We start from the raw sequence: 24,547 nt of genomic DNA on the forward strand, positions 1-24,547 counted from the left end.
CCCCAAGCAGAGACCGTGCCCATGACAGCCCCTGCCATCGAACTCAAAGGCATCTCCAAAGCGTTCGGCCCGGTTCAGGCCAACAAGGACATTTCCCTGTCCGTGGCGAAGGGCGCAATCCACGGCATCGTCGGCGAAAACGGCGCGGGCAAATCCACTCTGATGTCGATCCTCTACGGCTTCTACAAGGCCGATGCCGGCGAGATCTGGATCAATGGCAAGCAGACCAACATCCCCGACAGCCAGGCCGCCATTCGCGCCGGCATCGGCATGGTCCACCAGCACTTCAAGCTGGTCGAGAATTTCACGGTTGTCGAAAATGTCATCCTCGGCGCCGAAGACGGCGCGATGCTGCGCCCGTCCATCTCCAAGGCGCGCAAGGTCCTGATCGACCTTGAGAAAGAATATGGGCTTGAGGTCGACCCGGACGCGGTGATCGAAGACCTCTCTGTCGGCCACCAACAGCGGGTCGAGATCCTCAAGCAACTCTACCGCGAAGCCGACATTCTGATCCTGGATGAGCCCACTGGCGTGCTGACGCCATCCGAGGCCGACCAATTGTTCCGCATCCTTGGCCGCCTCAAGGAAGAAGGCAAAACCATCATCCTGATCACCCACAAACTGCGCGAGATCATGGACATCACCGACACTGTTTCGGTGATGCGCCGGGGCGAGATGACGGCCACCGTCAAAACGGCCGAGACCTCGCCCGCCCAGATCGCCGAACTGATGGTTGGCCGCAAAGTCCTGCTGCAGGTCGACAAGGACCCCGCCAATGCCAGGCGATGTGGTCCTCGACGTGCAGAACCTCCGCGTCGTCGATCCCACCGGGGTCGAACGCGTCAAATCCATCTCTTTCCAGATCCGCGCCGGTGAAATCCTCGGCATCGCGGGCGTTGCGGGCAACGGCCAGACCGAACTGCTCGAAGTCTTGGGCGGCATGATTCCGGCGCAGGGCGGCACCGTGACGCTGCATGGGGAGCAGATCGACCTGACAGGTCGCGAAAGCGACGGTCAATCCCGGCGGAGGCGCGGCATCGGCCACGTGCCCGAAGATCGGCAGGTCGAAGGCCTCATCATGCCCTATGAAGCGTGGGAAAACGTGGCCTTCGGCTACCACCACGACGTGAAATACCAATCCGGGCCGCTGATGAACAACGCGGCCATCAAAGCCGACTGCGCTGAGAAGATGGAACGATACGACGTCCGCCCCCAACCCGCGTCTGCCTGCGCGCAACTTCTCGGGCGGGAACCAGCAGAAGATCGTTGTGGCGCGCGAAATGGATCGCCAGCCCGAGCTTTTGCTGATCGGTCAGCCCACGCGCGGCGTCGACATCGGCGCCATCGAATTCATCCATAAACAGATCATCGCGCTCCGCGATGCGGGCAAAGCCGTGCTGCTCGTCAGCGTCGAACTCGACGAAATCATGGGCCTCTCCGACCGCATCGCCGTCATGTTCGACGGCGTCATCAGCGGCGAACGCCTGCCGTCAGAGACCAACGAAGGTGACCTCGGCCTGCTCATGGCCGGCGTGAACGAGACCAAGGGGGCCGCGTAACATGGCCGAATCCACCTATATCGAGCGCCTTTTCCAAGGGTTTGAACGGAGAACAAGCGGTGGCATGCCCCTCTGGGCGGACGTGATCCTGATCCCCCTGGTCAGTGTGGCACTCGCCCTCTTCGCCTCGGGCCTCGTGGTCTACTTCATCATTGGCGAGAACCCCTTCCGCGCCATGTCCATCATGGTCAACGGGGCCTTCGGCTCGGCCTATGGCTGGGGCTACACGCTCTTCTACACCACCAACTTCATCTTCACCGGCCTCGCCGTTGCGGTGGCCTTCCACGCGCGGCTTTTCAATATCGGGGAGGGGCAGGCCTATGTCGCGGGCATCGGTGCCGCCATCGCCTGCCTGCTGATCCCCTGGCCGCATTGGTCGCTGGCCCTTATCGCGGTCACCTTCCTAACGGGCCTATTCGGGGCCGGATGGGCCGCGATCCCCGCCTATCTGCAAGCCAAGCGCGGCAGCCATATCGTGATCACCACGATCATGTTCAACTTCATCGCAGCCTCGCTGATGATCTACGTGCTCAACAACATCTTCACCATCCCCGGCTCGGCCGAGACCGCCTCCGTCCGCTTCCCTGAGGCGACGCATCTGCCCAATGCAGGCGCCTTCGCGGGCTTCCTTGGCTTCCGCTCTTCTACGCCCCTGAACGTCAGTTTCTTCATCGCCCTACTGGCGGCTGTCGGTGTCTGGCTCCTGATCTGGCGCACCCGGCTCGGGTACGAAATCCGTGCCTTCGGTCACTCCGAGACCGCTGCCGTCTACGCGGGCATCAGCCCCGTCAAAATCACCATGATTGCGATGCTCATCTCCGGCGGTTTGTCGGGCCTCATGGCCATCAACGCCGTTCAGGGCGAAAGCGAACAACTCCGCCTCGACTTCGTCGCAGGGGCGGGCTTTGTCGGCATCGCCGTGGCGCTGATGGGCCGCTCGCATCCGATCGGCGTTTGCTTTGCCGCGCTGCTGTTCGGGATGCTCTACCAGGGCGGCGCAGAACTGGCGTTCGAAATGCCCGCCGTCAGCCGAGAGATGATCCTGGTGATCCAGGCCCTTGTGATCCTGTTCACCGGCGCGCTCGACAACATGGTGCGCATGCCGATGGAGAAACTCTTCATGTCGATGCGGCGGGGCGCGTCATGATCGTCACGCTCCTCCCCTTTCTGCCCGCCTTCGCCGTTGCCTGGGGCATCCTCCTTGTCGGCGCCTCCTCGCCCGGCCCGGCTGTGGCGATGCTCATGGGCCTGTCACTTGGTCAGGGCCGCACCGCCGCCCTTATCGCGTGTACCGGCATCGCGCTCGGATCGGCTACGATCAACGTCCTGACAATCCTCGGCGTTGGCCTGATCCTCAGCCAAGCCGCCTGGGCCATGATGGCCCTGAAATTCGCAGGCTCAGCCTATTTGGCTTATCTCGCCTATGGCGCGTTTAAGAAGGCCATCCACCCGCCCACGATCACGGCCCAATCCGTCGCGCGGCAATCCACCCCGGCACTTTTCGCCAAGGGCTACCTGCTGCAAGTCACCAATCCAAAGGCCATCGCCTTTTGGCTCGCCATCGCAGCTGTCGGGGCCACCGCCAACGCGCCGCTGTGGGTGATCGCACTCTTCGTGATGTCCTGTGCGCTCCTCAGCTTCGCCTGCCACGCCGCCTGGGCCCTGGCGCTCTCCGCCACGCCCGTCCGCGCGGCCTATATCCGCTTGCGCGCTTACGTCGAAGGCGCACTTGGCGCCTTCTTCGCCTTCGCCGCCTACAAACTCGCCACGTCGAGGATCTGACCCATGGATTTCATGACAATCCTGCAACTCTCCGACAGCTCCCTCCGGCTGGCCACGCCACTTCTTCTGGCCTGCCTTGCGGGCCTGTTCTCGGAACGCGCGGGCATCTTCGACATCGGGCTGGAAGGCAAGATGCTGGCCGCCGCCTTCTTCTCAGCGGCCTTTGCCTTCCTGTCGGGCAATGTCTGGATCGGCCTTGGCGTCGGTATCCTCGCCTCCGTCGTGCTCTCTATCCTGCATGGCGTTGCCTCCATCACCTTCCGTGGCAACCAGCTGATCTCAGGCGTGGCCATCAACTTCCTTGCGGCGGGTCTGACCGTGGTGATCGCACAGACCTGGTTCAGACAGGGCGGGCGCACGCCCGCGCTGACGGGCGATGCCCGTTTTTCCGAGATTGTACTGCCGGGCGCGGCCTCCCGCATCCGCGACATCGCGCAACAGGAACCCATGGGGCAGGTTTATTCCGAGCTGCTCTCCGGTCATTCCATCCTCGTCTACATCGCACTCCTGATCGTGCCGCTGACGTGGTGGGTCTTGTATCGCACCCGCTTCGGCCTGCGCCTGCGCGCTGTGGGCGAAAACCCCGCCGCCGTGGATACCGCCGGCATCTCGGTCGTAGGCCTGCGCTACGCCGCCGTCATCATCTGCGGCGTCCTGTGCGGCCTGGCGGGCGCCTACCTCGCCACCGGCCTCTCCGCAGGCTTCGTGAAGGACATGAGCGCCGGTCGCGGCTTCATCGCCCTCGCCGCCCTCATCTTCGCCAAATGGCGCCCGTGGGAGGCGCTCGGCGCCTGCCTGCTCTTCGGCTTTCTCGACGCCGTCGGCAACCGCTTCCAGAATATTGAGCTTCTGACCTTCCTCAGCCTGACCTTCCTCTTCGTCGTGCTGATCGGGGGCATCATGCTGATCCTGCGCCTCATCGCGCTTCTGCGTGGAAAAGCCTCCGCTGGCAGCCTCGCGATCCCAGTCGTCACGCTCATCGCAGGCCTCGTCTTCGCCATTGGCCTGCCTGCGCTCGACACGTCGGAGGGCGTCGGCGCCGTCCTCAACGCCATCGTCCTTCCGGTGCAATTCATGCAAGCGCTTCCCTACATCCTGACAGTGGTTATCCTCGCGGGCTTCGTCGGCCGCGCCATCCCACCCCGCGCAGGCGGTGAGCCTTACGTGAAAGAACGCTAAAGCACTTTGCGTTTCATCCGAGGCACTCGTATCGCGTTCCGCGTTCGCGCCAACGGCGCGAGACAGCGGGTTGCGATCCGCACTCAAACGCCAAGTGCTCTGACAACCTCCGCACCGGCGCACAGCGCCCGTGCGCTCTCTCGCCTTTTCGCACAGTCGCAAACGCGCCATCTCTTGCGCATGAACGGGGCCAACCGCCCCACAACGCAGGAGAGACGCACATGTCCACCACCATCCCCGGCCTGCACCACGTGACCGCCATTTCCGGTCCCGCCCAGGCCAATGTCGATTTCTTCACCGGCACGCTGAAACAGCGCCTTGTGAAGAAGACCGTGAACTTCGACGCGCCCGACACCTACCACCTCTACTACGGCAACGACGCGGCGGAGCCCGGTACGATCCTCACCTTCTTCCCCTTCGCCGATGCAGGCCCCGGCCGCGCAGGCTCCGGCATGGCCGCCGCCTACGCCTATGCCGTGCCGCACGGCAAATTCGACGGCTGGATGGAAGACCTCGCCGAAAACGCCATCGACTTCCTCGGACCGAAAGAACGGTTCGGTGAGCGTGTGATCCTCCTCCGCGACCCCGACGGCGCGCCCGTCGAACTGGTGGAGACCGACCGACAACATGCGACGCCCCCCTCGACGGCTTCCATTCCGTCACCCTGTGGGAAGACGACATCGCCCCAACCGCCCGCCTGATCACGGATCACTTCGGGTGGGAAGAGGTCGGGCATGAGAGCCAAGATGGCACAGAACGCCTCCGCCTCCGCGCACCCGGCGATGCAAGAGGCGCAGTCGTCGATATCATGCGCTCCGACGCCCCCTCCATCGGGCGGCAGGGCGCGGGCACCATCCACCACGTGGCTTTCCGCGCCCGCGATGATGCCGAACAACTCGAATGGCAGGAGAAACTGCAAATCGCAGGCTTTGGCGTAACAGAAGTTCGCGACCGGCAATACTTCAACGCCATCTACTTCCGCGAACCCGGCGGCGTTCTCTTCGAGATCGCCACCGATCCACCGGGTTTCGCCACCGACGAAGATCCCGCCCATCTGGGCGAAGCGCTCAAACTGCCCCCGCAATACGAGGGCATCCGCGACAAGCTGGAACGGGTCCTCCCGCCCCTCAAAGTCGCATGAGCCCCCTACCAACCCGGCGCCCGTCACCTTGGCGGGCGCCTCCCCCACCCAAGCGCGCTTCGGCCTCGTCCTGGTGCATGGCCGCGGGGGCTCCGCCGCTGACATCCTCGGCCTTGGCCAAGCCCTCGGCCTGCCCGACATCGCTCTGGCCGCCCCGCAAGCCCCCGGCCACAGCTGGTGGCCCACATCCTTCCTCGCGCCGACGGCGCAGATGGAGCCCTTCGTTCAATCCGGCATAATCGCCATCGACGCAGCCATCGACGCGCTCAATATGCCCCGCTCCAAGATCGCCCTCGCGGGCTTCTCTCAAGGCGGCTGCCTGGCGCTCGAATATGCCGCCCGCTCCGGCGACCTCATGGCCGCCTTCGGCCTCTCGGCAGGCCTCATCGGCACCTCCGATGCAGACGGCTCCGCCACCGATGCACTCTACGGCCACGCCCCCAAACGCTTCGCCTACACCACGGACCTGAGCGATACACCCGTCCACATATCCGTCCACGAACAAGACCCGCATATCCCCCTCACCCGCGCTCAGAAAAGCGCCGCGATCTTCCGCGACCTTGGCGCAGAAACAACGCTCGTCACCGCCCCCGGCGCGGGCCATTCCATTCTGAAAGACGACATCACCGCCCTCCGCGCCACGCTGAACCGCTAAAGGCCCGACCGGCCCTTCCACTGGTTCGGAAATACCTCCGGGGAGTCGCGGAACGCGACGGGGGCGAGCAGCCCCCACCCGAGCCCCAAGCGTGGCACACGCGACGGCGAGAAGGAGTATGCGGCGCAAGCCGCTCCTTCAGATCAGATCACCGAAACCAGAAGTCCCAGCCACGCTGATAAGCGGCGACCAGCGGATGCCCCTGTATCGTGTTCACCGGCACCTCGCCTGCGGGCAGCTGATCCTCCCCAAAAGCCTGCGCCCCGCGCCAAACCTCAGCGTTCAAATACCGCAACCCCTCGGGCAAATCCGGCACACGTCCCTCACCCGGCACACCGGGCCCGGCCATCACAAATCCCCAATTCCCGAAACTCGGCAGATAAACCTGATACGGCAGCGTGCCCAACCCCTGGCCCGGCGCCACGGGGTTGCGGGTCGCGGCCAGGGTGGCCTCGGTGATCCAGAACGCGTCCGCGGCAAAGGTGGGCGATCCCGCTTGCGTCACCATCAGCCCCACGCCCGACAGCCGTTCCATCAGCATCGCGTAGAACTCAACAGAATAAAGCTTCGACAGGGCGATACTCTTCGGATCCGGCAGATCCGCGATGATGACGTCAAAGACCTCATCCCCATGCCCCTCCGCCGCCCAGACCCAGGCATCGGTGTTCACCACTTCAACCCGCTCGTCCAGCAACGCCCCTCCATTCAGTGCCACAAGGTCCGAGTTCGTCGAAAACAGCTCCGTCACACGCGGGTCGAGGTCCACCAGAACCACGCGCTCCACGCCTTCGTGGCGTAGCACTTCACGCACGGCCATGCCGTCGCCTCCGCCCAGAACCAGGACCGAGCGTACATCCGGCACCAATCCCATCGCTGGATGCACCAAAGCCTCGTGGTAACGGTGCTCGTCTAGGCTATCGAATTGGATCGCATGATCCAGAAACAGCCGATACCGCTCATCAAAGCGGGTAATGACAATCGACTGATAGGAGGTCGTCTCCGAGAAAATCACCTCATCCTGAAACAACCGCGCATCCACGGCCGAGACCATCCGCTCACTCATGCCAAAGGCGAGGAGCGACGCGAGGAGGAACCCGACCCACGCCACCCACATCGCGCGCCCGAAGCGGTCCCGGAACAGGTAAAGCGAGAACCCAGCCACCAACAGGTTCAGAATACCAAACGCCACAGACGCCGACATCAACGGCAGGTTCGGCACGATCAGCAGCGGAAAAGCCAACGAGGCCGCCAATGCCCCGATGTAATCGGCGGTTAATACGTTCTCGAACCGGAACTCCGCCGCCCCGATCTCTTTCATCACGCGGCTGATCAGCGGGATTTCCATCCCCGACAAAACGCCGATCGCGATCAGCCCACCATAGAGCGGCAGCCCCACCGCGCCGTAAATCGCATAGCTAAAAAATAGAAGCGGCCCCAACGCACCGCCAATGACGCCAAGCGCCATCTGCGCCCGCACGAACCCACCCAAGGCGTCACCCACAAAGCGCGAGGCCCAGGCGCCCACGCCCATCGCACTCAGGAACACCCCGATCACGAACGAGAATTGGCGAATTGAGTCGCCCAGAAGATAGCTGGATATGGTCGCCGCGATCAGCTCGTAGATCAGGCCCGCAACCGCCACCACGAAGGTGGCCGCCAAAAGCCATGCGACCTTGGGGGTCAGCTCCGCGCGGGACGAAGCTGACGCATCAGGCTTGCTCAAGACAGGATGACAGCCGCAATGATGATCGCCATCGACATGAACACCGACCCAATCAGAATGGCGAGTGAGGTGTTCTGATCCTCCTCGATCTCCTTCACGATCGGAAACGGCGACAGGAATTCGATGATCTTGTAGGCGATGTACATCAGCACCATCCCGATGACGCTGTAAAACAGCATCGAGATCAGTTCAGCGACGATGATTTGTTCAAACATCTGCAAAGGTTCCTATTGCTTGAGGCACTTCATTTGATCCGACCGAAGAAGGCAAAGCCGCCACTTCCGCCGCCCGATGATCCGGTACGGATCGATTGCGTTGAGGCTGCCAGATCGCGGCTTTCGCGTCCGACACCGTAGTAACTTAGGTAAGAGGCGCCCATCAGCGCCATGACCGCGCCACCGATGATGATAAGTCTGATCGGGGTCATCGCTTAATCCTCATCATGCCAGTCCGAGCCCGCGAAGCGCACCGAGTTGTGCATAGCGCGCCGCCCGGCAACGAAAAGCCATCCCAGGCCCGCGATGGCGGCCAGCACGAACATCCAGAAGGCCGTGGGCTTGCCCTGGCTCACCCGGACCGAGACGGAGAAGCTGTCCGCCGCATTGCCGCCCTCGGCCCGCTCCAGCCGCGATCGTGTGCGTGCCCAGTTGTTTCGGGCCGGAACCGGAACGAGGCATTGCGCGAGCCTTCCGACCAGCTTTCACCGCCTGAGCTTCCGGAATAGTAGGAGATCGCCCGCTGTGCCGCGACCACCGGGTTACCATCGGGACCCAGCACCTCCACCGCAAATACACCCCAGGCGTTTTGCATATTGCTTTCCAGCCGCACCCGCGACAGCTGGCTGCGGTTCGTCACCTCAAAGCTGTAGCTTTCGGGCAACTCGGCCAGCGTCGCGCGCGGCGTATCAAGGACAGTCCGTCCTCCCATGATCATGAAGACAATCCCCAACACGATCGAGGCGATCGCCGTCCATCCCAATGCCTTGCGCAGCAACCCTTCCTCGGCCATGGGCCTGTACGGCTGCAACGGGTGTTTCTGGGCCGGGCCAAGCGCGCTGACGTCAAAGCCCATATCCTTCGCGACGGCCTCGCGGTCCATCAGCTTGGTCAGCTCCACCTCGCGCTCCCGCGCAGATTTCACCAAACCAAGCATCGCATCCGGGCCAAGCAGGCTGACCACCTGCTTCTTCTCACCCAGTTTCGGCACCCAGTTGAACTCACCTTCCATGAATTCGATCTGCGTCACCGAGGTCTCGTAATACTTGTAAACCTGCCCCCCATAGGACCGGCGCGGCGGCGTCTCGGCACGCTCAACGGTCGAGGGGCTCAGCCAATGGCCCATATTGTAGTCGCGCACTTTGCGCGTGAACGTGATCTGCCCATTCTCGACATTCAGCCACAGATAGCCATGGGTGGGCGAGAACACCTGATGCTCCACCCAGCGCCAAGTTCGCCCGCCATAACGCTCCATGATCCCAAGCGTGCCGATGACAGTGAACTCGACGCCCTCATATTTCAGCGTCATGCCGATGGTCATTGGGCTGGCCGGATGGTCCCGCTTCCCGATATTGTCGAGGATCTTGTAATTGTCCTGCGTGTCCAGAACCGCACCGCAATAGCCGCACACATGGCTTTGCACACGCCCGCCGCCCAGAACCGAAAGGCCCGCGCCGCACGAGGTGCAGTTGATCGAACTCAGGCCGTGCGACACGCTCATGCCACCCGGCTCCCGTCCAACCGCTCAATCTTCAAGGTGAACGGGTCCAGCCACTCACCATCGCTCCAGCTATGGCCACCTTCCCAGAACTCACCGGACAAAAGCTGCCCCGACGGCCCGGACGCATTGATGAAATAGTGCTCGTCCCCCACCTGGATCAGCTCCGGAAACTGCCCGCGCACCGCAATGCATTTGGCCGTATCGCCTTCGGTCACCGTGTAGTCACGCCCGTTGTAGGACACCGTTTCACCCACGGCGGGCGGATCACTCCGGCGCGGCCCGGCATTGCCCGGAAAACGGGTACTGCACCGCCACATCACCTTCGTCGATGGACACCCAAGCGCCCGCGCCCTGGCTGTTCTCAACCCAGAACTCGTCCCATGTCCCGCGCCCGTAATCATACCGCGCATGGCCAACGACCAGGCATTTCTGCCCGCCAATCTCGACACTGTCATTCACGGCCAGCAGCATCGGATAATCGTGCATCTCACCGTTATTGCCGATTGGGTTCAGCGCAGCGCCCTCGCGAAACAGCGTCGTGTCGCAGGACGGGCAATCAAACATCCGCGTGGATTTGCGAAGATTGTCAAAGCCATAGCCGCAATTTGGGCAGGTGACGTGTGTGTCAGACATCTAGTGCGTTGTTCCGAAATGCTTTGCCTGTAATTGCAGGCAGACTAGCCGGATCACGACGCAGCCGTAAAGGGGGCCGGGGCTAAGGTTTCCCCCTATCCCAGAACTTCGGCGATCGCATCACGTGTGACCGATACAACCGTATCCGCCTCCGCCCGGCTCAGGCACAATGGCGGCGCAAACCCGATTATATCCGCCTGCGGCATGGCCCGCGCGATCACGCCGCGCCGGCCCATGGCCGCCACGATCTGCGGCACGATCTTCGCTGCCGGATCAAAGCCTTTGCGCGTGCCGGGCTCCGCCACCAGCTCCACCGCCGTCAACATGCCCACACCACGCACATCCCCCACATGGGGCATGTCGCCTACGGCATCAGTCATGCTTTGCGTCAGATACGGGCCAACCTCCGCCGCGTTATCCACCAGCCCCAGAGAGTCGAGCAGTTTCAGGTTCGCCACCCCGGCCGCCGCCCCAATCGGATGCGCCGAATAGGTCCAGCCATGGCCCAGCGGTCCATTCTCATCCGTGCCACGGGCCAGAACCTCGAACACCCGGTCATGCACGATGGAGCCTGATAGAGGCGCATAAGCGCTCGTCAGGCCCTTGGCGATGGTCATGATATCCGGCTCCAACCCGTAATGGGGGAGCCGAACATCGCACCCAACCGCCCGAAACCGGTAATCACCTCATCCACGATCAGCAGGATGTCATGCTTCCTCAGGATCGGCTGGATCGCCGCCCAATACCCTTCCGGCGGCGGCACGATCCCACCGGTGCCGATCACCGGTTCCGCAATAAAGGCCGCAATCGTATCGGCCCCCTCTGTCTCGATCATGGCCTCCAGATCGGCAGCACACATGGCGACAAACTCCGCCTCGCTCTGCGCCTCATCCTCGCGCTGGAAGTAGTATGGCGCCGTCGTGTGGCGGACCGTATCCAGCGGCAGATCGAATTTCTTGTGAAACAGCGAAAGCCCCGTCAGCGACCCGCTTACGATCCCCGAGCCATGATAGCCCCGCCACCGACTGATGATCTTCTTCTTCTCCGGTCGGCCGAGGATGTTGTTGTAATACCAGACCAGCTTGATGTTGGTCTCATTCGCGTCTGACCCGCCTTGTCCGAAATAGGTGCGGTTCATCCCCTCCGGCGCGCGCTCCGCGATCATCCGCGACAGCGTGACAGACGCCTCCGTGCCATGGCCGACATAGGAGTGATAATAGGCCAGCTCCCGCGCCTGCGCCGCGATGGCCTCCGCCACCTCTTGCCGGCCATAGCCGATATTGACGCAATACAAACCGGCAAAGGCATCCAAAAGCCGGTTCCCATCCCGGTCCGTCACATGGCATCCCTCAGCACTCTGAATGATCCGTCCCGGCGCCTCCCCTCGCGCGTGCTGCCCCAGATGCGTCGACGGATGAAAGAAGTGCTCGCGATCCCATTTGGAGAGTTGGTCGTTCGTCAGCATTGCGCGGCCTCCGGGTCAGAATGAATGGCTTCACGCTGGACCGGAGCCCTCGTTTGCGCAACCCTCCGCGGGTCACTCCATGGGAGTTTGCCCTTGTCCAAACCTGAGACCATCGACGCCTTTCACGCCATTCTTGCGCCGGAGGATCGCGCCATCGCGGACGCGCTTCGCGCCGCGATTTCCGCCGCTCTGCCCGAAGCACATGCCAAAATCTGGCACGCCCATCCCGTCTGGTTTCTGGATGGCAATCCGATCACCGGTTATTCCAAACTGAAATCCTGCATGCGCCTGTTTTTCTGGTCTGGCCAGTCCTTCCCAACCCCCGGCCTGGCAGCATCCGGCACCTTCAAAGCCGCTGAAAAACGCTACACAGACGCTGCGCAAATCGACCATGATCTCCTGGCGCGCTGGCTCTCAGACGCGCGTGAGATCCAGTGGGATTACAAGAACATCTACAAATCCAAAGGGCGCCTCGAACGACTGAAATAACGCTGGACGGCACCGTCCTCTGTCGGCAACGCTTTTCCTTAGACCGGGCTTCTGCCCGGACCGCAAAGGACCACGCCCATGCCCGACCGCATCCCCAACTTCTCACCCGACGAATACGCCGCTCGCCTCGCCAAGACCCGCGCACGCGATGGATTCGGCAAATGTCGAATGGCTCATCGTGACCGACCCGTCCAACATGGCCTGGCTCACCGGTTATGACGGCTGGTCCTTCTACGTGCACCAGGCGGTCCTCGTGCCGCCCACCGGCCTGCCGCTTTGGTGGGGCCGCGCGATGGACGGCCTCGGCGCGCTGCGGACGGTTTACATGCCCGACGATCACGTCATCGGCTACGATGACACCTACGTCCAGAATCCCGCGAAAGCATCCCCATGAAACCCTTGCCGATCTGATCCGGCAGCGCGGCGGCTCAGGCACCCGTGTGGGCGTGGAGCTGGACAATTACTACTACTCCGCTGCCGCCCACCAAACGCTGCTGCAACACCTCCCAGACACTCAATTCATCGACGCCACCGGCCTCGTGAACTGGCAACGCGCGGTGAAATCCGAGGCCGAAATCGCCCGCATGCGAAAGGCCGCCAGGATCGTGGAGGCCATGCACACCCGAATCCTCAAAGTGGCTGAACCCGGCCTGCCCAAACACCACCTCGTCGCCGAAATCCTCGCCACCGCCACCAAAGGCACCGGCGACGCCTGGGGCGACTACCCCGCCATCGTCCCTCTCACCCCCTCCGGCCTCGACGCCACCGCCCCGCACCTCACGTGGGACGACAAGCCCATGCAAACCGGCGAAGCCACCTTCTTCGAGATCGCCGGCGTCTACCGCCGCTACCATTGCCCGCAATCCCGCACGCTCTTCCTCGGCTCCATGCCAGAGCACTACAAAGAAGCGGAAAAAGCTGTGCTGGAAGCCACCCACAAAGCCCTCGACCAGGCCAATCCGGGCAACACCTGCGAAGACGTCGCCAATGCCTTCAACGGCACCCTCAACGCGCTGGGGTTCGAGAAAGACAGCCGCACAGGATACGCCATCGGCCTGTCCTACCCGCCCGATTGGGGCGAACGCACCATGTCCTTCCGGCGCGGCGACACGACGCCCCTCCAACCCGGCATGACCTTCCACTTCATGCCCGCCCTCTGGCTCGCCGATGGCGGCATCGAGATCACCGAACCCATCCTCATCACGGATACCGGCCACGAATGCCTCTCCACCCTCCCCCGCGAGGTCTTCGTGAAATGACCACGCTCACCATCCCCCTCGACCAACCCGGCAAGCACTTCGGCCATATCCGCATCCCCCACTCCGCCGATGACAGCGCCTGGGGTCATGTCATGATCCCCGTCTGCGTCATCAACGGCACCCGCCCCGGTCAAACCGCGCTCGTCACCGGCGCCACCCATGGCGACGAATATGAAGGCCCCATCGCCATCCGCCACCTCATCCGCAGCGCCGAGCCCGACCACATCCTAGGCCGCCTGATCCTGATCCCATCCCTCAACCATCCCGCCTTCATGGCCGCAACCCGCACCTCGCCCATCGACGGCGTGAACCTCAACCGCGCCTTCCCGGGCGACCCGACCGGCACCCTCACCCAGAAACTCGCCGCCTACTTCAATGACCACCTGATCCCCGCCGCCGACCTCATCATCGACATGCATTCGGGTGGCAAAACGCTCGACTTCCTGCCCATGGCCGTCAGCCACATCCTCGACGACGCGGACCAGGATCGCCGCTGCGCCCAGGCCGCCCGCGCCTTCTCCGCCCCCTACACCGCGCGCCTGCGCGAGATTGACGATACCGGCATGCTCGACGGGGCTGCCGAACGGGCCGGAAAGACCTTCGTCACCACCGAGCTTGGCGGCGCGGGGACGGCCACCGCCACAAGCGCGGAAATCGCAATAAACGGCCTCCGCCAATGCCTCGCCAACCACGTCATCTACGACTGGCCCGCGGGCATGAAACCGTCGCGCGCCCTCGATCTGTCCGACCCCACCGGCTTTCACTTCGCCACCCAGCGCGGCCTCTTCCACCCACAGGTCAATCTGGGCGACACGGTCGAACGCCACCAGATCCTCGCCCATATCTATCACCCGGAGGATTTTGAAACGGTCCCCAAACCCATCTACGCCCAACGCGCAGGGCTGATCGCGGCCCGCCATGTGCCGGGCCTCATCAAGCCCGGTGATTGCGCATTTGTCATCGGAACCGACGGCGGGCCGCTCGATTTTCCCTGACATGGTAAACGCTTAACCATTTGTCTCGAATTGTCTGTTTCCAGACCGCACCCTTGCGTGCTCAAGCCCCTGCGCCCTATCTCCACCAGGACGTCGTTGAAACCGACCGCGCGGGAGAATCCCGGTCATTTCCTCCTGAAAACAGCGATGAAACAGACCGAGACCGATGAACCACGAAACCCTGCTCGAAACCGTTCTTGGTGCCGTGATGAACAGCGACGCCGACCCCCTCTCCGTGATCTGGGCCCTGCGCCAGAACGCCCCCGATGCCCGCGCGACGGCGCTCATCCGCGCGCTTCTCGCCGCCGATCAAGTGATCGCCTCCACCTTCAACGGCAACAGCCCCGGGCGCGCCGACGCGAAACTGGCCCGCACCATGGCACTGATCATCGCGGAAGCCGCCGATGACATGGAAGAAGACGACACCGTCACCGCGCCTTTGCGGCTCTCCGATCTGTCGATCTGACCTCGCATCCCCCGCGCGGCCCCGCTAGGGTCGCGCCATGACCACCGCCCTCGCCCCTACCTTCTCCGACGATCAGGCCATGGCCCATGATCGCGTGGCCGAGGTGCTGCGGGATATGGGCGTCGATATCGACGACGAAACGACCACGCCAGCCGCTGAAGGGCGGGGTGCGGTCCTTGCCATCACCGGCAAAGCGGGCTCGGGCAAAACGCTCCTTCTGGCCGAAATCGTCAAGGCCCTGCAACGCTCCGGCGTTGATCTGATCTCAGGCGATTGGGAAGGCAAGCGCCGCAAAGACCGCCGCACCGTCGCCGTCCTCGCCCCCACCAACAAGGCCGCCTCCGTGCTGCGCAACCGGGGCGTTCCCGCCACCACGATCCACCGCATCCTCTACACCCCCGTCTACGACCCGGAATTCGAGAAAGTCGCCGAATGGATGGCGGGCCAGGGTGAACGCCCGGTGATCGAAGCGTTAACCGACGCCGCCCTCGACCGCGCCAAGGACGTCTACGACGCCACAAAATCCGTCCCCGCCGCCCTCGCCTCCGCAGGCCTGCGCGGCTCCGATTTCATCACGGGCTGGAAGCGCCGCGAAGACGCGCTCGACATTGGGCTGGTCGACGAGTCGTCCATGCTCGACGACAAGCAATATCAGGACCTCAAGGAAATCTTCCCCGTCCTGATCCTCTTCGGTGATCCGGCGCAGCTCGCCCCCGTGGGCCAATCCGGCGAAATGGTCTTCGATAAGTTCAAAGGCCCCAACCTCCTGCATCTGGGCCGCGTCCACCGCCAAGACGCCGATAACCCGATCCTCGACCTCGCCCATGCGCTTGGCGACCCCAACCTCGAATTTTCCGATTTTGAGCGCATGATCACCGAGGCCGCCGCAACCGATGACCGCGTACAGGTCGCCGGTGCCGTGAATTCCGACATGATGGCGCGCTCGCCCGTACTGGTCTGGCGCAACGCCACCCGGATCCGCCTGATTTCCGCCTTTCGCTCCGCCCATGGTGCGGCGGATGATGAGCTTCTGCCGGGGGAACCGCTCATCTGCGACGGCATCGAACTGCCGCTCAAGCACCGTAAGAAGCGCATCGACCTGGAGGCGCGCGGCCTCATCAAGGGCGCGCCCGTGATCTACCTCGGGCCGGGCAACCGCCCCGGCTTTTCTCGCCTGCACGTCATCGGCGCCGAAACCCCACGCTTTTCCGCCGCCTCCATCGTGAAGATCGAAAAACCGGATGAGGATGAGCCTTTTATTCCCTACGCCGCCCGCATGGGGGCCGCGTTCCTCCATGGGGCTGCGGTCACGACCCACAAGGCGCAGGGGAGCCAGTGGCCCGAGGTTCAGGTTTTCGCCCCCGATCTCTACGCGGCATCAAGGGCCGGCCGGATGGAAGCGGGCCAAGCCCTCTGGAAGCGCCTCGCCTATGTCGCGATCACCCGCGCCGAGGAGCGTCTGATCTGGGTCACGCGGTATCGTCTCTCGCGACCGACCGAGGCGCTGGGAATAGATGATCTGGAGGTGAAGGCCGCGCCGCTCGCGCTGGAGGCCGAAAGTGACGGAGTCGATCCGTGATGCACTACAATTGTAGTTACGAAAAAACTACAGGATCACTACAGGGTCTTGCACCCTGCGGAAGTGTCGGAGGACATCCATGAAAACCATCCTCATCACCGGTGCGAGCAGCGGGATTGGCCACGCCACGGCCCGCGCCTTTCTGGAAGATGGCTGGCGCGTTGGCCTCCTCGCCCGCCGCGCAGAACCGCTCGCGGAACTGGCTGCGGCGCACGAAAATGCGCTCGCCCTGCCTGGCGATGTCACGGATTTAACTCAGGTAGAACAAGCTGTTACGCAGCTTGTGGGAGAATGGGGCCGCCTCGATGCCGTCTTCAACAACGCTGGCATTTTCACGCCGCAAGGCACCATAGATGAAATCGACCCTGCCGATTGGCACAACAGCGTGGCGGTGAACCTCACTGGCATGTTCAACACCGCCCGCGCCGCCTTTGCCGCCATGCGCGCCCAATCCCCCCAAGGCGGCCGCATCATCAACAACGGCTCCCTTTCCGCGCACACGCCACGCGAGGGAAGTATCTGTTATTCCACAACAAAACATGGCGTGACTGGGCTGACCAAGACCCTAGCACTCGATGGTCGCCCGTTCGACATTGCAGCGTGCCAGATCGATATCGGCAACGCCCAAACCGAGCTCGTCAACGCCCTCAACGACCGCCTCATTGCCGAGGGTAAGCCCTTGATGCCAATGATGAAAGTCGAGGATGCCGCTCGTTCGGTCCTGCACATGGCGAACATGCCACTGTCGACAAACGTCCTGTTTCAGACGGTCATGGCCACCAACATGCCCTATATCGGCCGCGGCTAGTCCCCCGGTCGCCGAACCCATTGCCGCCGCCAGGCCGGTGCCTCGAATGGATCGGGCCAAAATTCTCTTTGCAAAGCAATGAGATCGCCGCGCACCGTGTGAAAGGTGATGGCGGTCGCGCGCATCTCACCATCGCTGATCCCAACCTCGGTGACGATCTGGTCGCCCTCGCCAACAATCCGGCGCAAATCAAAGGTCCAAAGCCCGTTGGCCGGATACGCCGTATTGACCGCAGCGAAGTTCTCTCGCCCTTCGATCATCTCTTCAGATTGCGGCCATTGCAGGCGGAAATCTTCAGTTAAACAAAGGCTTGCAGCGTGGAAATCGTTTGTCGCCATAGCCTTCCAGAACCGGCGGACGACAGCTTGGGCTTCGGCGGACACGGCCCTTCAGGCCCGGATATAGCGGAAGACGGCTGAGGCCAGCCATCCAGCCGCAATGGCAATGGCGAGCGAAAGGATGCCGTAAACCAACGGCCGTTCGTGGGCGAGATTGTAGATAAACCGTTCCAATCCGACTTTCCGCACCGCAATATCCTGCTCATACACATCGAGGACTTCGCCCCCACGCGTCAAGAATATGCGGGTCCTGTAGTCACCTTCAACAAGGTTTGCAGGCAAACGGATCGAAGTGTCGAACAAGGTTTCGTTACGAAGAGTGACGCCACCCTCGATGGTTTGGTAGAGATCCTCGGATTCTCGTATACGGATCAAAGCGTTGGTGAACTCTTCGGGATGCTCGACTCCAACGCCAACCGCCCGGATCGCGCGGGAGATTGAAACGTGGTGCCGCAGGTCTTCCACCTGACTTAACGCCTCATCAAAGGGTCCAGTCGTGGAAACGGCGTAGAACGACGGCGCTTCGTCGACCTCAATCGAGGCCGCATTTACCCAAATCCCAAAGCGTCGGTCCTTGCGTCGGACGGAAACTGGCTGGGACGGCCCTTCGATCGTGATGATGACTTCCAGGTCACCCTCAGGCGACGGGGCATCCCGCTCAACTGCCCCGAAAATCAGGATCTCAGAACCCACGAAATTGGCCGTGATGTTAATCGCATCGCGGCTCAGGCCTGCCACCACCGTTTCGGCCCGCAAAGGCAGACAAACTGCGAGGAGGGCTGCAAGCCCGACGAGAGTTTGTACCATGCGTCTCAATGTGCCGCTCCCGCGCCAATCGAGTAGAGTTCAGAGGGCATAACCAACAGATCAAACGCCAGTTTCCCACAAACCGCGAGCACCATCACCGCGAGCAGAATACGCAATTGCTCAGCCTTCAGACGCGTCCCGATCCGCGCCCCGATCTGCGCGCCAACCACACCGCCGACCAACAGCAGAACGGCCAGCACCATATCGACAGTGAAGTTCGTGGTTGCGTGCATCAGTGTCGCGAAACCTGTCACAAAGATGATCTGGAACAGCGACGTTCCGACGACAACTTTCGTCGGCATTCCAAGCAGATAGATCATGGCGGGCACCATGATAAATCCGCCGCCCACGCCCATGATGGCCGCGAGAACGCCAACGAACAGGCCCACCAAAAGAGGCGGGATCACCGAGATATAAAGGCCAGAGGTCCGGAAGCGCATCTTGAAGGGCAGCGCATCGATCCACCCACGCTGGCGGCGTTTGGGTACGGCCACGGCTCCACCGGCAGCACGGGCCTTGCGGATGGCGTTCAGACTTTCGAAGAACATCAGCCCACCGATGATCCCCAGGAAGACCACGTAGCAAAGCTTCACCAGCAGATCGACTTGCCCAATCGCGGTCAGTGCGGCGAAGACCTGCACCCCGATCGCGGCCCCGACAAGGCCGCCGATCAGCAGGACGACCCCCATCCTGAGGTCCACCGTCTTTCGCTTGAAATGCGCCAACACGCCGGAAAACGACGACGCGACGATCTGGTTCGCCTCAGTCGCAACGGCGACGGCTGGCGGGATGCCGATGAAAAACAGCAGCGGGGTCATCAGAAACCCGCCGCCCACGCCAAACATGCCCGATAGAATGCCGACAAGCCCACCCAGCCCCAGCAGAAGGAAAGCGTTTACGCTCACCTCGGCGATGGGGAGATAGATCTGCATTGGCACTGAGCTTTCGTTGAGTCGCGTCGCGTGTACCCCGGCTATCGGGATTCTGCACTGCGGCACCATGGCCAATCACGGCAATGAGACTCAGCCAATGGGGCAGTGCCTTCGTGTGGGACGGAGCGCATCCGCTCGTCAAGGGCATTTTGAGAATAAAAGTCTCATTTATCGAAAGCGTGCTCGTTGAACTTTTTTCTGAAATCGACCCAAGGATTGCCCCGCGCGCGCCGTCATAAGGTATGAGATGCGCATGGATGTGAGTGACGAAGACTTGGCCCTTGCGGCCGCGGGCGGTGACGCGACCGCGTTCGAGCTTTTGCTCGGGCGGGTCTATGACCGGCTGTTTGGCCTGTGCTTCCGTCTGACCGGGGCCAAGGCAGAGGCCGAGGATCTCACACAAGACATATGCCTCGCCTTACCCGGCAAACTCGCGGGATACCGGGGCGATGCGAAGGTTACAACGTGGCTCTACCGGGTGGCGGTGAACGCCGCGACCGACCGACGAAGACGTGCGGCAAGTTACAGCCGGGCCGCGGATGGATGGGCCGATTGGGAAGTGGATCGTCAGAAGACCGCGGCCGAGGCCGCAGAGGGCGCCGATTGGCTCTACCGCGCGATGGCGGGCCTTTCGCCCAGTCTGCGCGACACGTTGGCCCTGGTGCTGGATGACGTCACACAGGCGCAAGCCGCTGAAATCCTTGGGGTGTCCGAGGGAACGATCGCATGGCGCGTCTCTGAGGCAAAGAAGATGCTGCGCGAGATGAAAACAAGGGAGGAGGCACAATGACCTCCGACGATATGGACCTCAACGACCTGAAACGCGCGATGGAGGCAGCGACGCCCGCGCCCGATGCTGCGCGCAAGGCAGAGACACTGGCGCGGTCGCAGGAAATTTTCACGCGCACCCAAGGATCGCTACAGGCGGCCCGTCAAAGCTCTGACCCTTCGCCGAAGAAGGGATTTTTCAGAGGAGCTTTTGATATGCTTTTGACCCGTACCACCGGCGCATTGACCGCCACAACCGCCCTTGTCGCTGTGGGCGTCCTGACGCTCAGCCCCTATGGGCAGGATCTTTTGCGCGGCCCTGAGACGCTTACAAATCCCGGCATAAGCGAAGTTGATCCGCTGCCTGCCGAGGCAGAGACCGGATCGGTCCCAAATGCACAAGCCGAAGAGCTTGTGCTGGATGACGTGGCCCTGGCGCCTATCAGCACCGATGGCGCACCTGCGCCGACTCCGGCCCCGCAGCCGCGAACCGAGATCGCCGATGCTGAAGCTGCACCCGACATCGCTTTGCCAAGCGTGGCCGTACCAAATGGCTTCAATGCGACGGCAAGTGGTGAGCAAAATGGCGTCCTATCCTTTGAGGAATCCAGCGCCGTCGGCATCACTCAGTTTGGCAATGGCAACGCCACAGTGATCCAGCAGGAAGGTCGCGTCGCGACCGGTTTTTTCCAGGACGCCGCACCTCTTCCCACCCCGCAAAACACCGAGGAATTCGCTAACGCAGACGACAACCCGGTGCAAGTTGTGGCCGAGAACCCGGTCTCGACCTTCTCCAGCGACGTGGACACGGCGGCCTATTCCCTGCTGCGCTCGTCCCTGAACCGCGGCCAGCTTCCCGCCCCCGATGCCATCCGCATCGAGGAGATGATGAACTACTTCCCCTATGACCTGCCCGCCCCCGATGCAGATGATGTCAGCCCATTCCGTCCGACTGTTGAAGTCTTCCAGACCCCGTGGAACCCCGACACGCAGCTGGTCCATATTGGCATTCAGGGGGAGCTTCCGGCGATTGAAGATCGCCCGCCGCTAAACCTTGTGTTCCTTGTGGATACGTCGGGTTCCATGAACGACCCGACCAAGCTACCCCTGCTGATCCAGTCGTTCCGCCTGATGCTTGATCGGCTGAACCCCGAGGATCAGGTCGCCATTGTCACATATGCCGGCAGCGCCGGTGTGGCATTAGAGCCGACATCGGCCAGTGACACCACCACAATCTCGGCTGCGCTGACGGCCTTGCAGGCAGGTGGCGGCACCAATGGCGTGGGCGGCTTGCAGGCCGCCTATGACCTGGCCGCCGAGATGACTGAAGAGGGTGAGGTGTCCCGCGTGCTGCTGGCAACGGATGGGGATTTCAACGTTGGGATCAGCGATCCGAACGCGCTGGAAGACTATATCAGCGAGCAGCGTGATACGGGCATTTACCTGTCCGTCCTGGGCTTCGGGCGCGGCAACCTGCAAGACGACACGATGCAGGCGCTGGCCCAGAACGGGAATGGCACGGCTGCCTTTATCGACACCCTGCACGAAGCACAGCGGGTGCTGGTGGATCAACTGGCCGGGGCCCTCTTCCCAATTGCGGATGACCTGAAAATCCAGGTGGAATTCAACCCTGAGGTCATCGCCGAATACCGCCTGATCGGCTACGAGACGCGCGGTCTCGCCCGTGAAGACTTCGCCAATGACGCGGTTGATGCCGGTGAATTGGGCGCAGGGCATTCTGTGACGGCGATATATGAGGTCACACCCGTCGGTTCCCCCGCCACGCTGGTTGCCCCCCTGCGCTATGCCGCTGACGACGGGCCAGAGACGGAGTTTGGCGATGAGCTTGGCTTCATCTCGCTGCGCTGGAAAGAGCCAGGCGAAGAAGACAGCACGCTGGTCGATTTCGCCATCCCCGCAGCACCTTCGGAGCCGGGGCAGGAGGCACAATTCGCCGCTGCCATCGCAGGCTTTGGCCAGCTTCTGCGCGGCAACGAGTTCCTCGGCGATTGGGGCTATGACGAAGCCATTGCGCTCGCCAATGCCAATCGCGGTGAAGACGAGTTCGGCTACCGGCAGGAGGCCGTGCAGCTAATGCGCCTGGCACAAAGCCTCTCCCAATAGACCCTTTTTCATGACGTTCAGGCGCCCGGTCCTTTAGGGCTCGGGCGCCTTATTTCATTGCAAGTGGAATGGATCGCGCGCAGGCTTCCGCTGGGTAACACAAAGACGCGTATGACAAATTTCCGCCGGTTCACCGGCCTGCAATACTACCTCGCCCATGCACGCAATACCGTGCATGTGGTGGTCGATCTGCCCCGTGCCGTGACGGAAGAATCGTTTCTGCAGCTCGTGGGCGACGTTGTGGAAGCAGCGCCCCAGTTGATGTGGCGCGAGTCTTTACAGGACAACGGCCATGACTGTGACGCCACCGGCAATTGGCACACTCAATGCGCGTTCCAGGAATACGAAAACGCGCAAACCGCAGCACGGGACCTGTCCCATCGCCTCGCCCATCCGCTGCACGATACCGGCAAACCTGCATTTCGTGCGCTATGCCAGATCATTCCCTCCCCGAACGGCCCGCAAAGCCGGATCGTTTTTCAGACAACCCATGCCCTGATGGAAGGCGGGGATGTGGCCGACCTGCTTCGTGGACGCGACGCGATCCGGTCTGAGCGTTCGACTATCTCAGCCCGAATACCTGTATTGGCGCGACTGGGTGTCTGGCTTGTGATCCCGCTTCTGTGGGTCATCAACCTGAGCATGGCCGCGTTCGAGAAAACAGACCGCGCTGACTTTGCCATGGCGCGGATCCTTTTGGACCGAACGGACCTCAAGCGCGTCGCGAAGGGGATCGGCATTAGCCAGCGTGACCTTCTATTCGCCTTGACCACACACCACCGAAAGCCCGGCAAGAAGGGGATCTTTGCGGCTTATTCGAACCGGCCCGCAGCCCGCGTACACCTGTGCGACGACGAGTATCTGACCGTCCGCATGGATGAGGTGCGCATTCCCAAATCGGACGCTTTCGAAACCTACGCAAAAGATCTGGCCACAACGCTTAAGGCGCGCGGCCCAAGCCCGCTTTTCACTCAGATGTGGTATAGGCGGATCACACAAGTGCATCGCTGGCTGCATCCCCGTGCGCCCTGGCTTTATCCCAGGCAGCTTTTCGGGTTTGCGCCCTACGACGTCATTCTATCGCTCCTGCCGCCCGTCCGCGTCGGTCGCACCTTCCCGCTCCTTGCGGGCTCCCGGATCTTTGCCGGTAGCGATACGGGCACCGCTGAAAGCTGCATCTTCGCAATGGGCCCAAAGGAATTGACGATAAGCTTGTGGAGCGGGGCAGAGCGGGAAAGCCACGTCGCCGCAATCCGCGCCCGGGCAACGGAACTTGGGATCGACGCAGACGTCGAACGCTAGGCCCGGAACGTCGGGTTGCGCAGCCAGCCAAGCGTTGGGTCCGTAGGCCCACCGGGTTTGTATTCCGCCCCAAGCGGCGCGGTCCACCCAAGTGCGCGAATATGCTGAAAGATATGCGGGTAGTTGACCTCACCCACATCAGGCGGCCCACGATCCGGGACAGAGGCGAATTGGATGTGGCCGGTGAACGGCATGCATTCGGTCAGCAGGCGCGTCAGGTCGCCTTGCATGATCTGCAAGTGATAGCAGTCAAACATCAGCTTCAGGTTTGGAGCAGCGACCGCATCGATGATCTCGCGGGCCTTATGCGTCGTCTGCAGATGGTAGCCGGGCGCGTCGTGATGGTTCAGTGGCTCAATCAGGATCGTGATGCCATGCGGCGTCGCCTTTGCGCACGCATAGGTAAGATTTGCGATAAAGGTGGCATCTGCCTCAGGCCCTTGTGCGAACCCGGCCATCACGTGGACGGCGTGCGCACCAATCTCTGTCGCATAGGCGATGGATTGATCGATGGCCGCGCGCGCCTCCCCCTCGCGGCCTGGCAAGGCCGAGAGGCCGTTTTCACCGGCAGAGGTGTCGCCCCGAACGGTGTTGAGCCCGAGCATGGGCAAGCCCGTCTCTCGCAATGCGGCGGCCACGTCTTGCGATGGCGTGTTATAGGGCCAATGGCATTCGACCGCATCGAACCCGGCAGTTTTCGCGGCCCGGATGGCATTGGGCAGCGAGAGGTCGGTCCAGAGGAAGCCAAGGTTTGCGGAAAACGGCATGTGGGCTTGGTAACTCGCACCACAGGAAGTGTCTATATTGCGGACGATTTGCCCTTTCGG

23 protein-coding genes and 4 pseudogenes are annotated in these 24,547 nt (G+C 62.4%); 16 read left to right on the top strand and 11 right to left on the bottom strand.

All coding sequences use genetic code 11. The features are described 5' to 3' along the window. Positions 1-21 precede the first annotated feature (21 nt). From ACZ1HK_RS09550 to ACZ1HK_RS09580, 7 genes and pseudogenes are all read left to right on the top strand, one after another. Positions 22-1,559, top strand: a pseudogene (locus ACZ1HK_RS09550) (ABC transporter ATP-binding protein). Positions 1,560-1,623: 64 nt separating this feature from the next. Then, positions 1,624-2,706, top strand: coding sequence for an ABC transporter permease (locus ACZ1HK_RS09555; protein WP_472630813.1), 1,083 nt, complete (start codon positions 1,624-1,626; stop codon positions 2,704-2,706). Beyond that, positions 2,703-3,341 carry a LysE family translocator gene (locus tag ACZ1HK_RS09560; protein WP_472628523.1) on the top strand — a complete coding sequence of 213 codons (639 nt, stop codon included), beginning with the start codon at positions 2,703-2,705 and terminating at the stop codon, positions 3,339-3,341. Before ACZ1HK_RS09555 ends, ACZ1HK_RS09560 begins: the two co-directional genes overlap by 4 nt. Before the next feature lie 3 nt (positions 3,342-3,344). After that, positions 3,345-4,520, top strand: coding sequence for an ABC transporter permease (locus ACZ1HK_RS09565; protein ID WP_472628524.1), 1,176 nt, complete (start codon positions 3,345-3,347; stop codon positions 4,518-4,520). Positions 4,521-4,741: 221 nt separating this feature from the next. Continuing rightward, entirely contained in the window at positions 4,742-5,221 is a 480-nt protein-coding gene (locus ACZ1HK_RS09570; protein WP_472628525.1) for a VOC family protein, read from the top strand. Continuing rightward, positions 5,221-5,661 carry a VOC family protein gene (locus tag ACZ1HK_RS09575; protein ID WP_472630814.1) on the top strand — a complete coding sequence of 147 codons (441 nt, stop codon included), beginning with the start codon at positions 5,221-5,223 and terminating at the stop codon, positions 5,659-5,661. The genes ACZ1HK_RS09570 and ACZ1HK_RS09575 overlap by 1 nt, the downstream gene beginning before the upstream one ends. 28 nt (positions 5,662-5,689) lie before the next feature. Continuing rightward, entirely contained in the window at positions 5,690-6,316 is a 627-nt protein-coding gene (locus ACZ1HK_RS09580) for an alpha/beta hydrolase (RefSeq protein WP_472628526.1), read from the top strand. A 148-nt stretch (positions 6,317-6,464) separates the two neighbouring features. Here ACZ1HK_RS09580 and ACZ1HK_RS09585 read toward each other — a convergent pair whose 3' ends face one another. The 7 genes and pseudogenes from ACZ1HK_RS09585 to ACZ1HK_RS09615 form a co-directional block, all read right to left on the bottom strand. Continuing rightward, complete coding sequence (locus tag ACZ1HK_RS09585; RefSeq protein ID WP_472628527.1) at positions 6,465-8,039, bottom strand: polyamine aminopropyltransferase; 1,575 nt, start codon at positions 8,037-8,039, stop codon at positions 6,465-6,467. Then, positions 8,036-8,254, bottom strand: coding sequence for a DUF350 domain-containing protein (locus tag ACZ1HK_RS09590; protein WP_368476290.1), 219 nt, complete (start codon positions 8,252-8,254; stop codon positions 8,036-8,038). Before ACZ1HK_RS09590 ends, ACZ1HK_RS09585 begins: the two co-directional genes overlap by 4 nt. Before the next feature lie 29 nt (positions 8,255-8,283). Further along, positions 8,284-8,466 carry a hypothetical protein gene (locus ACZ1HK_RS09595; RefSeq protein ID WP_368476291.1) on the bottom strand — a complete coding sequence of 61 codons (183 nt, stop codon included), beginning with the start codon at positions 8,464-8,466 and terminating at the stop codon, positions 8,284-8,286. Positions 8,467-8,469: 3 nt separating this feature from the next. Further along, a complete protein-coding gene (locus ACZ1HK_RS09600) occupies positions 8,470-8,610 on the bottom strand; it encodes a hypothetical protein (protein WP_472628528.1) in 141 nt (46 codons plus the stop codon). After that, entirely contained in the window at positions 8,607-9,755 is a 1,149-nt protein-coding gene (locus ACZ1HK_RS09605) for a DUF4178 domain-containing protein (protein ID WP_472628529.1), read from the bottom strand. The genes ACZ1HK_RS09600 and ACZ1HK_RS09605 overlap by 4 nt, the downstream gene beginning before the upstream one ends. Then, positions 9,752-10,388: pseudogene (locus ACZ1HK_RS09610) on the bottom strand (DUF4178 domain-containing protein). Before ACZ1HK_RS09610 ends, ACZ1HK_RS09605 begins: the two are co-directional and overlap by 4 nt. Positions 10,389-10,483: 95 nt before the next feature. Beyond that, positions 10,484-11,853, bottom strand: a pseudogene (locus ACZ1HK_RS09615) (aminotransferase). Between the two features lie 93 nt (positions 11,854-11,946). On the opposite strand from ACZ1HK_RS09615, the gene ACZ1HK_RS09620 reads away from it, so the two are divergent. The 6 genes and pseudogenes from ACZ1HK_RS09620 to ACZ1HK_RS09645 all read left to right on the top strand — a co-directional run bounded on the left by ACZ1HK_RS09620 (position 11,947) and on the right by ACZ1HK_RS09645 (position 17,449). Beyond that, the gene (locus ACZ1HK_RS09620) at positions 11,947-12,342 is read left to right on the top strand and encodes a DUF1801 domain-containing protein (protein ID WP_472628530.1); all 396 of its coding nucleotides are present in this window, start codon (positions 11,947-11,949) and stop codon (positions 12,340-12,342) included. A gap of 78 nt (positions 12,343-12,420) precedes the next feature. After that, positions 12,421-13,601: pseudogene (locus tag ACZ1HK_RS09625) on the top strand (M24 family metallopeptidase). Beyond that, positions 13,598-14,596, top strand: coding sequence for an N-alpha-acetyl diaminobutyric acid deacetylase DoeB (locus tag ACZ1HK_RS09630; protein ID WP_472628531.1), 999 nt, complete (start codon positions 13,598-13,600; stop codon positions 14,594-14,596). The pseudogene ACZ1HK_RS09625 and the gene ACZ1HK_RS09630 overlap by 4 nt, the downstream one beginning before the upstream one ends. A 166-nt stretch (positions 14,597-14,762) precedes the next feature. Further along, positions 14,763-15,062 (top strand): hypothetical protein, encoded by a 300-nt coding sequence (locus ACZ1HK_RS09635; RefSeq protein WP_472628532.1) that lies wholly within the window; start codon positions 14,763-14,765, stop codon positions 15,060-15,062. Positions 15,063-15,099: 37 nt separating this feature from the next. Then, positions 15,100-16,641, top strand: coding sequence for an ATP-dependent DNA helicase (locus ACZ1HK_RS09640; protein WP_472628533.1), 1,542 nt, complete (start codon positions 15,100-15,102; stop codon positions 16,639-16,641). A 79-nt stretch (positions 16,642-16,720) separates the two neighbouring features. After that, positions 16,721-17,449, top strand: a complete 729-nt coding sequence (locus tag ACZ1HK_RS09645) for an SDR family oxidoreductase (protein ID WP_472628534.1) — start codon at positions 16,721-16,723, stop codon at positions 17,447-17,449. Here ACZ1HK_RS09645 and ACZ1HK_RS09650 read toward each other — a convergent pair. From ACZ1HK_RS09650 to ACZ1HK_RS09660, 3 genes are read right to left on the bottom strand one after another with little or no spacing between them, the layout of a single operon-like run. Further along, a complete protein-coding gene (locus ACZ1HK_RS09650; RefSeq protein ID WP_472628535.1) occupies positions 17,446-17,832 on the bottom strand; it encodes a nuclear transport factor 2 family protein in 387 nt (128 codons plus the stop codon). The two genes, ACZ1HK_RS09645 and ACZ1HK_RS09650, sit on opposite strands and share 4 nt — an antisense overlap. Positions 17,833-17,838: 6 nt before the next feature. Then, entirely contained in the window at positions 17,839-18,594 is a 756-nt protein-coding gene (locus ACZ1HK_RS09655) for a TIGR02186 family protein (protein ID WP_472628536.1), read from the bottom strand. 5 nt (positions 18,595-18,599) lie between these two features. Then, complete coding sequence (locus tag ACZ1HK_RS09660; RefSeq protein ID WP_472628537.1) at positions 18,600-19,526, bottom strand: sulfite exporter TauE/SafE family protein; 927 nt, start codon at positions 19,524-19,526, stop codon at positions 18,600-18,602. 253 nt (positions 19,527-19,779) lie between these two features. Between ACZ1HK_RS09660 and ACZ1HK_RS09665 the strand changes: the two genes are divergently transcribed. The 3 genes from ACZ1HK_RS09665 (at position 19,780) to ACZ1HK_RS09675 (ending at position 23,720) form a co-directional block, all read left to right on the top strand. Next, complete coding sequence (locus tag ACZ1HK_RS09665; protein WP_472628538.1) at positions 19,780-20,316, top strand: RNA polymerase sigma factor; 537 nt, start codon at positions 19,780-19,782, stop codon at positions 20,314-20,316. Next, the gene (locus ACZ1HK_RS09670; RefSeq protein ID WP_472628539.1) at positions 20,313-22,418 is read left to right on the top strand and encodes a vWA domain-containing protein; all 2,106 of its coding nucleotides are present in this window, start codon (positions 20,313-20,315) and stop codon (positions 22,416-22,418) included. The genes ACZ1HK_RS09665 and ACZ1HK_RS09670 overlap by 4 nt, the downstream gene beginning before the upstream one ends. A 111-nt stretch (positions 22,419-22,529) precedes the next feature. Beyond that, the gene (locus ACZ1HK_RS09675) at positions 22,530-23,720 is read left to right on the top strand and encodes a hypothetical protein (RefSeq protein ID WP_472628540.1); all 1,191 of its coding nucleotides are present in this window, start codon (positions 22,530-22,532) and stop codon (positions 23,718-23,720) included. Here ACZ1HK_RS09675 and ACZ1HK_RS09680 read toward each other — a convergent pair. Continuing rightward, on the bottom strand, positions 23,717-24,487 hold the full coding sequence (locus tag ACZ1HK_RS09680) for a hydroxypyruvate isomerase family protein (RefSeq protein WP_472628541.1): 771 nt from the start codon (positions 24,485-24,487) through the stop codon (positions 23,717-23,719). The genes ACZ1HK_RS09675 and ACZ1HK_RS09680 overlap by 4 nt on opposite strands. Positions 24,488-24,547: the final 60 nt, after the last annotated feature.

The organism is Gymnodinialimonas sp. JB5-7 (genome assembly GCF_055693405.1).